Genomic DNA, 17,233 nt, shown 5'->3' on the forward strand with positions numbered 1-17,233 from the left:
GCAGATCCAACGTCAGACAGGAAAAATCTCCTATCTCCACTTATGGAGGTGATGAGCAACCAATAATTTTGGTTCCGATATTATATATAAGATTTCCATCAAAACTTCACCATAAGGTGAAGTTTGGTTTGCATATAACAATAAAATCGATTTTTGAAACTGCTCTTTATGAATTGTGAGTTAATACATCGTTCGCACCAACTCGCCTCATAGAGAGCATCCCTACAACAACGTCCTGATATATAAAAGTAATGGCCAAGATGGGTTAGTTCAACCAAACCTTCCGGTTATATACTCTTCAGTCATCTTCTTTTCAGGGTTTTCAAACAATTTCTTGGTCTTGGAATATTCTATAAGTTCCCCCAAATGGAAGAATGCTGTATAATCACTTACCCTTGCAGCTTCCTGCATATTATGAGTCACAATTACAACAGAGTAATCCTTTTTAAGCTCATATATCAAATCTTCTATCTTTGACATTGCTACAGGGTCAAGAGCAGATGCCGGTTCATCCATCAACAATACCTTTGGCTCAACTGCCAATGCCCTGGCAATACATAACCTTTGTTGCTGCCCACCGCTAAGGTCCATAGCTGAGCTATTAAGTCTGTCCTTGACTTCATCCCAGAGTGCTGCGTTCTTCAAACTCGTTTCCACTATTTCATTCAATTTATCTTTATTAGTAATACCATGGACCTTGGGACCGTAAGCAATATTTTCGAATATGGATTTGGGGAATGGATTAGGTTTTTGAAAAACCATACCAATTTCCTTCCTCAATGTTGCTACATCGATATCCCTGTCATAGATATTCGTACCATCATAGATTATTTTCCCTTCGATTTTAACGTTTGGTATCCTGTCATTCATCCTGTTTAATGTCCGCAAAAAAGTTGATTTACCGCACCCACTGGGACCAATAATAGCAGTTACCTGTTTTTCAGGGATTTCTAAATTTATGTCACTTAAAGCGTGGGTCTCACCATACCATAAATTGAGGTTTTCTACATCAATAATGGGATTATTGAACGCTTTGATACTGGAAGAGTCATCAGATAATGCATTCTTTACATTTATACCCGGCATAAAATTCACCTTTGAAATTTATTCCTAATTAATATAGCCACTGAATTCATAGCTAAAAGGACTATTAATAACAACAATATACCTGCTGCAGCAACACCTTCCTGGAATTCTGGTTGTGGCTGTCCCACCCATGCATAAATCTGTAATGGCATTGCAGTAAAGAGGCTGAATAGGCCATCAGGTGTTTTATACATAGAAGTAGCTGCACCAATCATTATCAAGGGAGCTGTTTCACCAATTGCCCTGGATAATGATAAAATCGTTCCTGTCATTATACCAGGAAGTGCTTCCGGGAAAACTATGTTTTTTATAGTCTGCCATTTAGTGGCACCTATGCTATAGGATGCATCCCTGACTGAATCAGGTACTGCTTTTATTGATTCCTGGGATGAAACAATCACAATAGGAAGGATAAGAAGTGTAAGCGTAAGCGCACCTGCCAACAAACTTCTTCCCATATTTAATGCTCTAACAAACAACGCCAGACCAAGCAAACCATATACAATTGAAGGTACTGCAGCTAAATTTGATATATTAATTTCGATTATGTTTTTGATTCTGCTTTTTCCTGCGTATTCTTCAAGGTATATAGCAGTTCCAACTCCAAGCGGAAAAGAAAACAATGCAACCAATAACATCAAATAAATCGATCCTACAAGCGCCGGATAGAGACCTGCTTCTTCAGGGAGTCTGGAAGGATTCCCTGTTATAAAATCAAGGTCAAACCATCCTATTGCATCTACCACTACACTGTATATCAATACCACAAGGGATGCAACAGCAATACATGTTGCTATTACAAGTAAAAATAGAAATGAACTTTCTTTAAAGTCCCTGTCACCAGATCTAATTTTCATTCAGTATTTCTCCCTATATCGTGATCTAAGATACTGGCTGATTAAATTCATAATAAGAGTAATTACAAGCAATAAAAGACCAATCGCAAAAAGCGAATTATATGCAGCTGTCCCAGCTGCTATATCTCCCTCAGCCACTTCAACCATTGCAGCTGTCATCGTTTCTATAGATTCTAAAGGGTTGATAGACATATTTGGAAGTCTGCCAGCAGCAATTGTTACAGCCATTGTTTCCCCAATTGCCCTTGATAACCCAAGGATAAAAGAGGACAAAATACCAGAGATTGATGCTGGTACAACTATACTAGTTGTTACATTAAATTTTGATGCCCCGAGTGCATATCCACCATCTCTCAAATCATTAGGAACAGAATTCATGGCATCTTCGCTAAGACTGGATATCATGGGAAGTATCATTACACCTACCACAATACCTGCACTTAATGCATTGTACATACTGGTTTCAGGGAATATTATTTTTATTATGGGAGTTATAAATGTTAGTGCAAAAAAACCATAAACAACTGTTGGCACCCCTGCCAATACTTCCAGTACTGGTTTTATTATTTTTCTTGCTTTTTTGTCCGCATACTCACTTAAATAAACTGAAGTAGCTATTCCAAAAGGTATAGCTACTGCAGCTGATATAACTGTGATCATGAGAGTTCCCGTAATAAGCGGCAATACTCCAAAACTATAGGGTCTCATAGCAGGTGACCAATTTGTACCAGTCAAAAATTCAATAACCGATACCTCTGTAAAAAAATCAATAGTATCTCCAATTAGTGTAACAATTATAAGTATAGTAACCATCAAAGATAGTAAAGCACAGGAAAACAATACTGATTTAATTGCACGTTCTTTTAAAACTCCGATGTTACTAGCTTTGGTTCTGAGCCTTTCACCCATGATTTCCAACCTTGATTAAATGGTATTCTTTAAAAAAATATTTTTTTCAACCTTGATTGTCCCAAATGCATATTGGCTATAAAGTTTTTACGCTTTATGCAAGTAAATATAAAAAAATTATGAGAAATCCAGCAGGATTTCAAATTAAAAATTTAACTTTTAACTTTTGTAATTAACTTCATAGTCACCGTTTATTACTTCATCGAATTTGTCCATTATTTCTTTTTGTTGGGTATCTGTTACTGGAACATAACCTACATCACTTATGAGACTACTAGATGAACTCTCCAAATAGAATTTTACAAATTCCCTGAGCTCTGGTTTATCTTCCATGCGGTCTATATTCACATATATGAAAATCGGTCTTGAAAAGGGATACTCACCTGTGGAAATGGTTTCCTGTGTCGGTTCTACATCATCTATAGGTGCTGCTTTGACAGTATTTTCATTCTGCTGGTAATACGCGTATCCAAGATACCCCATTGCATATTCAGAGTCTCTTACACCATTTATAATGAAATTGTCATTTTCTGTTTTCTGGTAATCGGTTCTGCTTGAATCTTCCTCACCCATGACTTCTTCAGTGAAAAAGTCAAACGTACCTGATGCAGAAGTCGGTCCATAGAGTTTCATCTCTTCATCCGGCCATTCAGAGTTTACATCGCTCCATTTTTGTGATCGGTTGTCAGGTCCCCAGATTCCTGCAAGTTCGTCCATTGATAACGAATCATACCAATCAGCATTTTTATTGGTTACTACTGTTACTCCGTCTGTTGCTATCTTAAATTCTACATACCGAATACCATTTTCTTTGGCAGTTTGTGATTCACTGGCTTTTATCGGTCTGCTGGCATCGTTGATATCGGTTTCTCCTTCTGTAAATTTCTGGAAACCACCACCTGTACCTGAAGACGAGACAGATGTACTAACATCAGGATGGTTTTTTTCGAATTCTTCTGTCATTGCCTGAGATATTGGATAGACGGTACTGCTTCCATCAATTATAATTTCGCCGGAAAGCTGTTGATCTTCTCCGTTTCCGTTCTGTTCGGTATCACTCTGTTGATCTTCTCCGTTTCCGTTCTGTTCGGTATCACTTACACATCCAGCTAAAGCAACTGAAAATACCAGAATACCAATCAACATTAACACTGTTTTCTTTATGTTGGTTTTTGTTAATCCTTCTTTTTTCATGTTGATCCCATTTCCGAATTAATAACAGTTTATATATATGTTTTCCATATAAAATATATATCTATATATATTCTCTATACTGGGATATAAGGTATATAAGAAAAGTGAAACATCAAATCCTACTCAGATCAATTAAAGGTTTTCCATAAACAACAATAACTCATAATGCAACGTTTTATTTTTATACTATAATTGAATATTTAATCCAATGACTATGATTACAAACATAAATAAGAGGGATCGTTTTTTACGGGACTGAAAGCATCAGAAATAAAAGCATAAGTATTTTTGATACCACTCTGCGAGACGGAGAACAAACTCCCGGTATATCATTGAATACCGAACAAAAACTGAATATTGCACAACAGTTGGACAAATTAGGTGTAGATATACTGGAAGCAGGGTTTGCAGTTTCAACTAAAGGCGACCGTGCGTCTGTACAGGCGATAGCCAACGCCGAACTAGATCTTGATGTTTGTGGTCTTGCCAGGGTCAAAAGAGGAGACATCGATGCATGTATAGAAACCGGTGTAGACATGATACATACATTTGTATCAACATCAGATGTCCAGAGGATCCATACCATAAACAAAAGCCGGGAAGAAGTACTTGAGATGGCAGTTGATGCCGTGGAATACATAAACGACCACGGTATAAAATGTATGTTTTCCGCCATGGATGCCACGCGGACTGATTTTGATTACCTGATTGACATTTACAAATCCGTTGAGAGCGCAGGATGCGATATTGTTAATGTACCAGATACTGTTGGTGTGATGTCGCCATCCAGTATGTATAATCTCATAAACGACATCAACAACCACATAAACATCCCTATTGATGTCCATTGCCACAATGATTTTGGACTTGCTGTAGCAAATAGTCTGATGGCAGTGGAAGCCGGCGCAAGTCAGACACAGGTCACAATTAATGGTCTGGGAGAAAGAGCAGGAAATGCAGACCTTGCAGAAACAGTCATGAGTTTATATTCCATTTACGGTGCTAAAACCAATATAAACACCGAATACATAATGGAAACCGCAAAAATGGTCGAACGTTATACTGGCATCAATATACCTGCCCATATGCCAATCGTCGGTGAAAACGCCTTTGCCCATGAATCAGGAATTCATACACACGGTGTACTCGAAAAATCCGATACCTTCGAACCCGGTATCATGACCCCTGAAATGGTGGGTCAGAACCGGCGTATTGTACTTGGGAAACATGCCGGCAAACATGCAATTAAAAAATCACTGGAAACTGCCGGAGTATATCCAACTGATGAACAATTGAATGAAATCATAGACCGTATCAAATCAATTGCTGATAAAGGAAAACGTATAACAGATGCTGACCTGTATACCATCGCATCCACTGTAATGGGCAAACCGTCGGGAGAAGATGCAATAAAACTCAAAGAACTCTCTGTTATGACCGGAAATATCAGCACACCTACAGCTGTTGTAAAGGCAGTTATCAGAGACAGAGAAACAATTGCATCCAATACAGGAGTAGGTCCAGTTGACGCCGCCATAAAAGCAGTTGAAGAAATAATCGGGGAGTATTCCAAAATAAAGGTACATGATTTCAGGATAGAAGCAATATCTGGTGGATCGGATGCTCTTGCAGAAGTAACCATAGGTGTTGAAGATGAGAAGGGCAAAATTATCTCCTCACGATCAGCAAGTCCGGATATTGTTATCGCATCTGTTGACGCGTTAATAACTGCGCTCAATATCATGCTAAAAAGCAAAGATTAAACACCAAAATTTTTCCGAGAAAACTATATGTCATACAGTATCATCGACTCCCACAGTCATCTCGATTTCAAAAAGTTCAACAACGATAGAGAAGATGCAATAGAACGGGCAAGACTCAACGAAGTAACTGAAATAATCAATTCCGGAATAGATTATAAAACTAACATCTCTACCCTTGAACTTTCTGATAAATATCCCTATATCCATGCTACACTGGGTTTAAGCCCAATGGTAGCTTCCCGTTCAGAACACAGTGAAGTTGACAGAATTCTGTTCCAGATTGAACAAAACCTGGACAGAGCAGTCGGCATAGGAGAAGCGGGCATGGATTATTATCACTGCAAAAAAGATTTTGAAAAAGAACGTCAATTGGATGCGTTCAAGAAAATTATTGAACTAGCAGATTCCTTTGGTAAACCTCTTGTAATCCATGGTAGAGACGCGGAAGATAGAATATTGAACCTTGTCCAGCATCTTGATGACGTGGTTTTCCATTGTTACAGCGGTTCAGCAGAAACCATGAAAAAAATTACAGATATGGGATATTACATATCCATTGCTACACTTGTATGTTTTTCACAGTATCATCAGTCCCTTGTCAAGGATTTACCTCTTGAGAAAATGTTACTGGAAACTGACAGCCCCTATCTTTCACCCCACCGAGGAAAACGCAACGAACCCGCTTTTATCGTGAACTCCGTAGACACAATATCAAACATTCTAAATGTAGATGCATCATATATAGCTCAAAAAACAACAGAAAATACACGCCGTGTTTTCGGGTTGTAAATATAGTTATTTCATGAATCAATTCAAAATGGAGCAACAAACATGCATGTAGAAAAAATTAATGCATCACCCTATGATTCCAATATTTACCTGATTAACAAGAAATTCCTAATCGATACCGGAATGGATGCCACAACACTTATAAAAGAACTCGAAGACCACCTCGATTTAAACACGTTGGATACAATAATTCTCACACATTGCCATTTTGACCATTCAGGTGCTGCATCAGCAGTTGCAAAAGAAAGCGGAGCCAAAATAGCAATACATGAAGATGATGCAGAATGTCTGAAAGATAACAGTGCGAGTGCCGCAGATATTTTTGGGTATAAAGCTCCTAATATAGAACCAGATATAACCTACAATGACGGTGACAAGATTCAAATCACAGACGATGAATACCTTCAGGTAATCCATACACCCGGACACACAAAAGGTTGCATATGCCTTTATGAACCAAAATCGAAGTCTCTGTTCTCTGGTGACACTGTGTTTCCGGCAGGTAGTGTGGGACGTACCGACCTGAAAGGAGGGTCTGCTGAAAAACTGGAAGAATCCATTGAAAAACTTACCAGATTGGATGCTAAAGTCCTGTATCCCGGACATGGCAACGTCAGTGTTGACAATGTAAACGGACAGATAAAACAGTCCCACCAGGCAGCCAAACAATTAAAATACATACAATTATGAAAAAATCCAAATATAATCATTTTCCAGTATCCGATTTCCTCCCCACAAACCTTGAAGATACACAAAAACACGGATGGAGCGAACTGGATATCATCATTATAACAGGTGATGCGTATGTAGATCATCCCGGATTTGGAACCGCCATCATCGGGCGAGTTCTGGAAGACGCGGGATTCCGGGTAGGAATCATTGCACAACCAGACTGGAATAATATGGATGACTTCAAAAAGCTTGGTAAACCCCGACTGTTTTTTGCTGTTACTGCTGGTAATACAGATTCCATGGTCAGTAACTACACATCCAGTTTGAAACCACGCAGCAGCGATGTTTACTCACCCGGTGGAGAAAAAAATCACCGCCCTAACAGAGCAACTGTTGTTTATACAAACCAGATAAAAGAGGCATATCCAGATAGCCCTATTGTAATTGGAGGAATAGAAGCCTCACTAAGACGTTTTGCCCAGTATGATTATTTGTCCAATAAGGTCCGAAAATCAATACTTGCAGATGCTCCAGCTGACATTCTGGTTTACGGAATGGGAGAACTTCAAACTGTAGAAATAGCCAGACAGATTGATAGTGGAAGGACAATTGATGAACTGCGAAATATCGACGGAACGGTATGGAAACTGGCAGTTAAAAAATGGAAGAAACAAAAAGAGGACTATTTAAATAATTATGTTGAAATTCCATCCTACAGTGAAGTCTCTACAAACAAGGAAGCATATGCCAGAGCCTTTAAAACGACATATCAGGAACAGGACTATATAAACGGAAAAGCAGTTGTTCAACCCCATCCAAAGACCATAATAGTCCAAAACAAACCAATGCGCCCTCTTACCCAGCAGGAACTCGACCGTGTATATGAATTACCGTTTACAAGGGAAGCTCATCCATCCTATAAGGAACCAGTTCCTGCCCTGGATACAGTAAAATTTTCCATAAACACACACAGAGGATGTTTCGGTAACTGTTCGTTCTGTGCCATAACCCAGCATCAGGGTCGTATAATAACAAGCCGCAGTATAGATTCCATTGTAAGGGAAGCAGCTGGATTTACCAGACGACCGGATTTTAAAGGCACTATATCAGGTGTCGGTGGACCCAGTGCCAATATGTATGGCATGGAATGCAAAAAATGGAAAAGCAGCGGTGTATGCAAAGACAAATTCTGTCTCTACCCCAAACCCTGTCCATCCCTTGACACCAACCACAACAAAAGTATTGAAATGCTAAGACAACTGCGACAGATACCAGGTGTTTCAAAGGTTCTTATAGGATACGGTATTCGCCATGACCTTGCACTACAGGATGAGAAATACATGGAAGAACTGTGTGCCCATCATGTAGGAGGACAGCTCAAGGTTGCTCCTGAACATTTCTCCGATAGAGTAACAGACATCATGCGAAAACCGGGAAAAGAGGTTTTTGAAGAATTTGCTGGTAAATTCAATGAAATTAACAAAAAACTAGGTAAAGAACAGTATCTTGTTAGTTTTTTGATTTCAGGTCACCCTGACTGCAGGCTTGATGATATGATAGAACTGGCTGAATATATAAGGGATACTGGAAGATACACCGAACAGGTGCAGGATTTTACACCTACTCCTATGACTGTTTCCACATGTATGTTCTATACCGGACTTGACCCTTTCACAGGCAAGAAAGTATATATTCCTGATTCTCCGAAAGAAAAACGCATCCATCGTGCACTTCTTCAATACAAAAACCCGAAAAATCACAAACTTGTATATGAAGGTTTGAAAAAAGCCAATCGTATGGACCTAATTGGTAATGCTTGGAAATGCCTGATATCCCGCAGAAAAAATAAAAAATGAACTACCTGGGACTTAATTTCATTTCATGGCAAGTGCCACAAGTTCCACAATATCTATAACTGGTATGTTTTTATTGCCCTGACTCAAATTTCTGCGACACAACGGACATGAGGTTACCACATAATCCACGCCTTCCGGAACTTCAGCCATTCGTTTTTCTGCGATGGAATGAGAAAGTTCAGGATATCCTGAAAGGACACCTCCACCTCCACCACAACATCTGGCATCTTCCCGTATTGTTTTCATTTCCTTTAGATTACAGATAGCCTTTATAATCTTTCTAGGTGCTTCATATATCCCGTGTTTTCGACCTATATGACAGGGGTCATGGTAAGCAACTGTTATATCCAGTGGCTTCATATCCAGTTCATCTATATGCTCAGCCAGAAATTCTACGACATGTTTTACTTCGAATTCATGAGGATAGTCATTCTTAAAGGTCGTATAACACCCTGCACATCCTGTAATAACTGTATGAGCTCCGATTTTTTTTATCTGTTCTATATTTTTATCAATCACATCATCTGCTTCAAAACCTGTGCGAAGCAGAGGAGATCCACAGCAGTATTCATCTGGCAAAAGGGTAACATCGAATTTTTTCAATATATCAAATGTAGCTTTTGCAACCTCTGGATAACGATAGGCTTCAAGACATCCCACAAAAAATACATATTCTGCATGTTCTTTAAAATCTGCAGGCTCTTCACCCAACCACGAATATCTTCCTGATGTTTCTGCAAGGGTGTTTCCGTACCTGTTTACATTTTCCCTGAGTTTGGCCTGTTTATCCGTTATTCTATTTTTCAAAACAAGCTGATGTCTGGTCTCTTCCACAACATCGGGTGGCTTTGCTCCTGATGGGCAATTCTGTTCACAAAGACCACATGTAGTACAGGTATTGATGCTTGTTTGTACATCAGAGTCAATATCCATACCTTGTGAGATTCCATGCGCCACAAGCATACGTCCACGGGCACCTGATGATTCCCAGCCGGTTTCTTCAAATACAGGACATACCGAACGGCAGGTACCGCACCGTACACATTTCAGTATAGACCTGAGGTAAGAGTCAGATTTATCTTCGGATTCAGACATGAGTTAAATTACACCCCCATTTTTCCGGGGTTGAGTATATTCTTTGGGTCAAGAGCCTTTTTTATATTAATCATTACATACAGTGCTGGACCAAGTTCCAGTTCCAGATATTCAGAACGTGCTCCACCTATACCGTGTTCTGCACTGACTGTTCCACCCAGTTCAATAGCAGTCCGATGTATCTTGTCACCGGCTTTATTCAGACGATCCCACTGGCTATCATCCAGTACATCGATAGCCATACCGGTATGAAGGTTACCATCTCCGATATGTCCGTAGGTCATAATCGGAACATCGAATTCTTCTGATATCTCCTGGACTTTCTTGAGCATCTTGGGAATTTCCTTTATCGGAACACCTACATCCTCACCTACATACACACGGGTACGGTTGGGGTCAAGTCTGGATATAGCAGCACCTACCAAACGCCTGGCCCTCCAGAGTTCTTCACTTTCCTGCTGGTTTGCTGCAGCTTTAATATTGGTTGCCAGTGATGAACAGGCGGATTCGATTAACTTTATACCCTCTTCAACCGCACTTTCTGTACCGTCGACCTCAAACATCAAAACAGTGCCTACATCAGGTAAATTAAGATTTGAATCAAATGCGTTTAATGCTTCAATTGCTGTTCTGTCAAGTATTTCGCATGCTGATGGAACTATTCCTGATGAAAGTGTTTTAACTACAGCATTACCTGCAAGTTCGGAATTTTCAAATGACGCCAGTATCACAGAACGTGCTTTTGGAAGCGGTGCTACTTTCAGTACCGCCTTTGTGATGATTCCAAGGGTTCCTTCAGAACCTACCATCAGACCTGTTAAATTGTAACCTGCAACTGTTTTTAAGGTTTTTGAACCTGTATTGATAACAGTTCCATCTGCCATGACAACTTCAAGGTTGAGTGCATAGCGGGACGTTGTACCATACTTGACCGAACGCATCCCGCTTCCATTGTTAGCGATTAATCCTCCAATGGTACACATGGCGGAACTGCCTGGGTCAGGAGGAAAGAAAAATCCGTATGGCTTTAATTTTTCATTGAGTTTGGCATGTACAACTCCAGGTTCCACTGTAACCTGCAGATTTTCGAGGTCTACATCAAATATCCGGTTCATGGATGACAGGTCAAGAACTATACCACCATTTAACGGAACCGCTCCACCTGCCAGACCGGTGCCTGCACCTCTTGAAGTTATCGGTACTTCGTTTTTGTTTGCAAGCTGTACTATCCTAGAAACCTGGTCTGTACTATCGGGACGTACTACATAATCTGGCATCCCTTTTATCTGGGATGCATCACATGAGTAACAATACAATTCTGGAAAAGAAGTACTTACCCGGTTTTTGCCTACAATCTCCTGTAGTTTTTCAATGAATTTCATACAAAAACTCTAGGTATTAAATAAAATAAACAAACTTAAAAGTTACGGTAATACTGAACCAAAGATTTACATTCACAGATGAGGAATCAGAGATACATGACAAAACATTTTGAAGTTGAACAACGAGACGGCAGAGCAAGAGTGGGCAAACTTATTCTCAACACAGTTATAAAAACTCCATGTATTATAAACATCGAAGATATTGAAAATACTGAAAAGTTACCCATCGTTGATGCAGGTTCAATATGGAAACAAGAACAAAGTATACAGGACAAGGATGAATTTAACCAGTTACGTCAGAAAGTTGGTAATAATACTCTTATAATTCTACCGCACCAGACCTATCCATACTCTGTACCTGCTGAAGTCATATCAAAAACTGCTGATTCTCTTGATTTTGAAAAAACCGGTGAAAAAGGTAGTGTTTTCCGGCAAGGCAGAAAGGTTGAAAATAATGACCTGTATATAATGGAGGGTGGCGGCAGTCTTGAAAATAATCCCAGACAGTTATTTAATGCCCTGAAAAGGATGAAGGAAGAAATACCCCATGACACCGCTGTATATGTACCTAATATAGCCCTTCCTGAAAATCTTGCAACGCTTGTATATCTTGGTGTCGATGTGCTGGACTATACCAGAGCAATACTATCTGCATACAGCGATATCTATTTGACCTCAGCAGGAAAATTTCATCTTAATGACGTTACAGAGCTTCCATGCAGGTGTGAAACCTGTACCTCAGTAACCGTTGATGGACTTAAATCCATGGATACCAAAAATCGCGGAAAAACTCTTGAAAAACATAATAAAAACACACTTGATTCAGAACTATCCCTTGTACGTGAAAAAATACGAAATGGTAACCTGCGTGAATATGTGGAGGGACAATGCAGAACAAGACCCTGGTTAACAGCACTTTTGCGTATTGCCGACTTTGACCGTGTATATATAGAGGAGCAGTCACCCACAGTTCGCACCACTCAGCTTATTGCAAACACCAGTGAATCACTGACACGTCCTGAAATAACCAGATTTGCTGAAAGGGTACAGAACAGATACACCTCTCCTGAAAAGGATATATTACTAATACTACCCTGTTCTGCCAGAAAACCCTATTCTACATCTAATTCACACCAGAAATTCATTAATTCTCTGGGAAAAAACAGGAAACATGTACATGAAGTTATCCTGACATCACCCATGGGGGTTGTGCCGCGTGAGCTTGAACTTACATATCCGGCTGCGCATTATGATATTGCAGTGACGGGACACTGGGATGCAGATGAAAGGGAATGGGTGACCGATTGTCTTGTAAATTACCTTTCAAAACACAAATATCCATTCATAGTTGCACATGTGGATGGTGCATATCGTGAAGTATGTGATTCAGCCGCCAAGAAACTTGGATTAAATATCATATATACATGCGTAGATGGCGTAACATCAAAGGATTCCCTTGACAATCTTAAGGAAACAATCAAAAGAATAAGTGCTGAATGTACATCCTGCTCAAAAGGGTCATCAAAACACGAACTAATGCGTACGATTGCTGACTACCAGTTCGGCAAAGGTACTGGGGATATACTTGTTCCGGAAGACGCAACAATCAAAGCACCTTATCCGAAACATCAGATATATTTGAACAAAAAACAAATTGCTACTCTGGTGCCACAACACGGAACAATGTCCCTTACAACCCATGGAGCTGAAATACTAATTTCTTCAAAAAACTATGTAGTTACAATAGGCAGCTTTGTTCCAAAAGGCTCGATACTTGCACCTGGAATTTTAGAGGCTGACCTCTCAATCAGACCGGGTGATGAAGTACTGATTTCAGGAGAGAATGCAATTGGTGTTGGCAGGGCATTGATGAGCGGTAAAGAAATGGAAGAATCCACCAGAGGAGTAGCAGTCACACTCCGTCATGTAAAAAAAGTAAAACAGTAAACTGAACGAAGCAAACTTTACTCAAAACTCATTTCAATCAGAAATAGAGGATATGAATATAAATGATTCTTCGATACTTTGAACCTGAAGATTTTGAAGATGTCCTGGAAATTGAAATGGAAAATTTTAGTGAACACAACCCTTTCATCTACATAAATTTTTATGAGATGAACAGAGATGGGTTCATAGTGGCAACCAATGGAAATAAAATAGCAGGATATGTCGTTGGCTATCAGATCTACGAAAATGAAGGACGTATTTTTACATTGGCTGTTAAAAAGAGACATTGGGGTAAAGGCATCGGTTCAGAACTTCTCAATGCGATATTAGGTATATTCCATAAAAACGGACTTAAATATGCCAGTCTGGAAGTAAGGAAAAGTAATGTTCGTGCTCAAAAACTGTACAGTAGAATGGATTTTGTACCCTGCTGGGTTGAAAAAGGATATTATTCAGATGGTGAGGACGGTGTAATCATGAAGAGCTATCTGCAACCCTCCTGCAATATGAACTCTAAAACTCATCCACGGGATTACAAGATAAACAATAAATAAAAATCAGAGTCCATTTATATATGCTTTAATTATCCTGGATCACCTTACTTCCTGTCCTTGCCGCAAGTTCCTGCATCCGTTCGGAAGTCCTTCCACCTCCTATATTTTCATCTTCTGAAATTATTTTTGCTATATCATTTCCAAGAACAAATATTGCATGTTTGTGTTCTGCCTTGCTGCGGTGAACGTGCACTGGACTGATGGACAGTGACTTATATTCGTTGAAATCACATTCAACACCCTGACATTCAAAATACCGTTTCAATTGAGCCATCAGTGTATGCAACTGTATTAATTCATCTTTGTGCATATTGACCAACCTTTGTCAAATCATACTGTTTTTATACGAACATTAATATACTCGATAACAATTAATTAGGCTTTAAATAAAGTCATTATTAACGGAAAGTTCTTTCCTCTATGATTTATAAGTAATTTTTTATTTATTGTTTATGATTAATCATGTTAGATACAGTTAAAAATAAAAAAATTAATAGTAATCGTTCTCAGTATAAAGGTTAATCTCTACAGGAATTTTTGTTAAATTCCCCAGTTTTACACCGATAAGATTTTTTATGCCCCTTTCTGAAGAAACATCAAGTATTCTCTGAGTTATTACTCCGTCAAAAACTATGCTTGTTATTTCACCGTTATAGTTTTTCAATTTATTAACAAGATCTCTGACCGCTGTTTCTTCCACAACGTTTTCCTCTGAATCAAGAAGACGCGCATCCAGAGTTCCAGATAGCGCATCTATATGTGGCTTAAATTTATACTGTGTAGTTTGCTCTTCAATTTCAGTGGATTCTTCAGATATTTCAAATTCCTCAGTAAATCCTTCCTGAAGTTTTTCCTGTGGTGCAACATCATCTGCCTTATCCTGCTTTTTAGGCTTCAATCTGGGTGATTTTTGCAATTCCTGCGACCTATTTTCCTTGCGTTTTGACAATCTTGGTACTTTTCCGACCTTGGATGAATCGACAGATTTTGAAGTATAGGTATCTATAGCCTGTTCAATTGGAACTTTCTGCTGCAAAGCTCTCATAACTTCCCTATGCACAAGGTCTTCAACACTCTTACCTTCCGGTGCTCTGGCAACATAATCGATATTTGCAACCTGTAAAAGTTCTTTTATTATTAACACTCCGCCACGGTCACCATCTGTAAACGCAGTGACGTTCTTCTTTTTTGTAAGTTCAGCGATTTCTGGTGGAATATTTGTACCACCCACACAGATGGTATTCTTTATACCATAGCGAAGAAGATTCAATACATCAGCACGACCTTCTACAAGGATTATTTCGTCAGAATCAAAAACCTCTGGACCACATGGGACTTTATTTTTACCATAATATTCCATCTCATGGATGCGCAGGGATTCCCGTACCTCATCTGCGATTTCCTGAGATTCAGGGAGATCATCATCAAACATTGAAGCATAAATCATCCTAGCTCTTTCAACAATATTTTTTCTTTTTGTAGCCCTTATATCTTCGATTTTACTTACCTCAATTTTAGCACTGCATGGACCCACTCTGTCTATAGTTTCAAGAGCAGCTGCTAGTATAGAAGTTTCAACCCTGTCAAGACTGGACGGTATCAAAATGGTTCCTTTGGATTTGCCGCCCTTTCCGTTAATTAAAACCTCGATTCTGCCTATTCTACCGGTTTTTTGAAGGTCACGCAGATCAAGGTCTTTTCCGAGCAACCCTTCAGTTTGTCCAAAAATTGCCCCTACTATATCAGGACGCTCAATTATCCCATTTGCGCTGATTTTTGAGTGGATAATATATTTTGTGGTATCTGTTGGTTGATTTTGATTATGGTTCTGATTTTGCATTTGAACTTCTCCATATAGCTGTTATAGATATCAAATATAAATTATCCAAGACAAAATAGCAAAATCAGAACAAGCTTGATGTGCAATTGGTCTTTTATCCAAGAACTATTACTGAGTGATTTACATCCTCGTTAATTCATAAACCTATTAACAAGTTAATTTCAATTGGACTTGAGCTTTCAATTGATACATAAGACCTTCTCGGTTCTTATATCATATAATATCTATTTACCCAGATGTTACAGTGTGTTGCCTCTTAAATCATTGTTTTGCCATAATTGATTATTTACTTATTGATTGATGATTTTGAATAATCCAGGACCATCACCTAAATTACTTCAGATTAATTAATGGTTATTACAATTATATCTTGGATTCAAATTCATCCATTATATGAGTTATATCCATTCTATATTATGCACCAAACTTGTTCTGTCTTAATACATTCCAATTTATTAATGTGATACTGGTACGTATGCACTGAGTATTTGATTATTGAATCCAAACTATTTTGCATTGGATAATTATATCTGTTAATATATCTGTGAGACTGATATTAAAGTTATAGTATGGATGTAATCATGTTATGACTACACATTATAGAAAGTTGGTTGTAGTTTAATAAATTTGTGGTTAATGGACATTACCCAGTGAGGTGAAATGTAATTGATTTCATCATTTAAACAGAAAAATATTTAATCAGTCTTTGTTTACTACCTGGATGTTTACACAGTAGGGAGTTGTAGGATTAGAAAAACAGCTCAGGGGGTAGTAAATGAGGTGTATTTAACCTGCAACTCCCTACTGGTATAATATATTTATAAATTATTAAATTTAATTGTTTATAATATAAATACTACTAAATCCCACTAACGGTAGTTTTACATTAATCAAACGCAATTGACTTGTTTACTCCATTGACACAGACATTATATGTGGATTCATCTAAACCATCGATATTGAATTTAATATCTTTTTCAAAATGCTCGATTACCTGGGAGCACGTTGCATCTTCTGGTCTTTTAGTAGTAATATTAACAGTTAATTCTTTGCCATTCCTTGTTGTGGTTATTTCCTCAATTTCTGTGCAACTGTCAGGGAGATGGCCACTTACTTCTATAATTAATTGATCCATTCCTTGTGCCGTGGTCAGGTTAATATTATCTACCTTTGCCAGCCCTCTGATGTATCCGGTTTGATTTGTATCATTTATCTGTGAATTGTTTCGTTCGTTTTCTGATACGTTACCTGGTTTCTGACTTGTTTCATTTGTTTCATTTGTTTCATTT

14 protein-coding genes and 1 pseudogene are annotated in these 17,233 nt (G+C 38.6%); 6 read left to right on the forward strand and 9 right to left on the reverse strand.

Features of this window, described 5'->3' with window-relative positions:
• Positions 1-270 precede the first annotated feature (270 nt).
• The 4 genes from pstB to ACLFMM_RS05210 form a co-directional block, all read right to left on the reverse strand.
• On the reverse strand, positions 271-1,086 hold the full coding sequence (gene pstB / locus ACLFMM_RS05195) for a phosphate ABC transporter ATP-binding protein PstB (protein WP_410807653.1): 816 nt from the start codon (positions 1,084-1,086) through the stop codon (positions 271-273).
• Positions 1,087-1,091: 5 nt separating this feature from the next.
• Positions 1,092-1,943, reverse strand: coding sequence for a phosphate ABC transporter permease PstA (gene pstA / locus ACLFMM_RS05200; RefSeq protein ID WP_410807654.1), 852 nt, complete (start codon positions 1,941-1,943; stop codon positions 1,092-1,094).
• Complete coding sequence (gene pstC, locus ACLFMM_RS05205; RefSeq protein ID WP_410807655.1) at positions 1,944-2,852, reverse strand: phosphate ABC transporter permease subunit PstC; 909 nt, start codon at positions 2,850-2,852, stop codon at positions 1,944-1,946.
• A gap of 159 nt (positions 2,853-3,011) precedes the next feature.
• On the reverse strand, positions 3,012-4,046 hold the full coding sequence (locus ACLFMM_RS05210; RefSeq protein ID WP_410807656.1) for a PstS family phosphate ABC transporter substrate-binding protein: 1,035 nt from the start codon (positions 4,044-4,046) through the stop codon (positions 3,012-3,014).
• Between the two features lie 230 nt (positions 4,047-4,276).
• Between ACLFMM_RS05210 and ACLFMM_RS05215 the strand changes: the two genes are divergently transcribed.
• The 4 genes from ACLFMM_RS05215 to ACLFMM_RS05230 are packed head-to-tail and all read left to right on the forward strand — an operon-like array spanning position 4,277 to position 9,126.
• Positions 4,277-5,809, forward strand: coding sequence for a 2-isopropylmalate synthase (locus ACLFMM_RS05215; protein WP_410807666.1), 1,533 nt, complete (start codon positions 4,277-4,279; stop codon positions 5,807-5,809).
• Positions 5,810-5,836: 27 nt separating this feature from the next.
• Positions 5,837-6,598, forward strand: coding sequence for a TatD family hydrolase (locus tag ACLFMM_RS05220; protein ID WP_410807657.1), 762 nt, complete (start codon positions 5,837-5,839; stop codon positions 6,596-6,598).
• Positions 6,599-6,640: 42 nt separating this feature from the next.
• On the forward strand, positions 6,641-7,288 hold the full coding sequence (locus ACLFMM_RS05225; protein WP_410807658.1) for an MBL fold metallo-hydrolase: 648 nt from the start codon (positions 6,641-6,643) through the stop codon (positions 7,286-7,288).
• Positions 7,285-9,126, forward strand: coding sequence for a YgiQ family radical SAM protein (locus ACLFMM_RS05230; RefSeq protein WP_410807659.1), 1,842 nt, complete (start codon positions 7,285-7,287; stop codon positions 9,124-9,126). The genes ACLFMM_RS05225 and ACLFMM_RS05230 overlap by 4 nt, the downstream gene beginning before the upstream one ends.
• Positions 9,127-9,144: 18 nt before the next feature.
• Here ACLFMM_RS05230 and ACLFMM_RS05235 read toward each other — a convergent pair whose 3' ends face one another.
• Complete coding sequence (locus ACLFMM_RS05235; protein ID WP_410807660.1) at positions 9,145-10,221, reverse strand: (Fe-S)-binding protein; 1,077 nt, start codon at positions 10,219-10,221, stop codon at positions 9,145-9,147.
• A gap of 8 nt (positions 10,222-10,229) precedes the next feature.
• Positions 10,230-11,603 carry an FAD-binding oxidoreductase gene (locus ACLFMM_RS05240; RefSeq protein ID WP_410807661.1) on the reverse strand — a complete coding sequence of 458 codons (1,374 nt, stop codon included), beginning with the start codon at positions 11,601-11,603 and terminating at the stop codon, positions 10,230-10,232.
• A 78-nt stretch (positions 11,604-11,681) separates the two neighbouring features.
• Here ACLFMM_RS05240 and arcS point away from each other — a divergent pair, with 78 nt between their 5' ends.
• Both arcS and rimI read left to right on the forward strand, forming a co-directional pair.
• The gene (gene arcS / locus ACLFMM_RS05245; protein ID WP_410807662.1) at positions 11,682-13,550 is read left to right on the forward strand and encodes an archaeosine synthase subunit alpha; all 1,869 of its coding nucleotides are present in this window, start codon (positions 11,682-11,684) and stop codon (positions 13,548-13,550) included.
• 62 nt (positions 13,551-13,612) lie between these two features.
• The gene (gene rimI, locus ACLFMM_RS05250; RefSeq protein WP_410807663.1) at positions 13,613-14,104 is read left to right on the forward strand and encodes a ribosomal protein S18-alanine N-acetyltransferase; all 492 of its coding nucleotides are present in this window, start codon (positions 13,613-13,615) and stop codon (positions 14,102-14,104) included.
• A gap of 25 nt (positions 14,105-14,129) precedes the next feature.
• On the opposite strand, the gene ACLFMM_RS05255 is transcribed toward rimI, so the two are convergent.
• The 3 genes and pseudogenes from ACLFMM_RS05255 to ACLFMM_RS05265 form a co-directional block, all read right to left on the reverse strand.
• The gene (locus tag ACLFMM_RS05255; protein ID WP_410807664.1) at positions 14,130-14,414 is read right to left on the reverse strand and encodes a UPF0058 family protein; all 285 of its coding nucleotides are present in this window, start codon (positions 14,412-14,414) and stop codon (positions 14,130-14,132) included.
• A 180-nt stretch (positions 14,415-14,594) separates the two neighbouring features.
• Entirely contained in the window at positions 14,595-15,944 is a 1,350-nt protein-coding gene (dnaG, locus tag ACLFMM_RS05260; protein WP_410807665.1) for a DNA primase DnaG, read from the reverse strand.
• 886 nt (positions 15,945-16,830) lie between these two features.
• A pseudogene (locus ACLFMM_RS05265) lies at positions 16,831-17,233 on the reverse strand (hypothetical protein); the annotation flags it as partial.

This window comes from Methanohalobium sp., from assembly GCF_046546175.1.
GTDB lineage: Archaea > Halobacteriota > Methanosarcinia > Methanosarcinales > Methanosarcinaceae > Methanohalobium.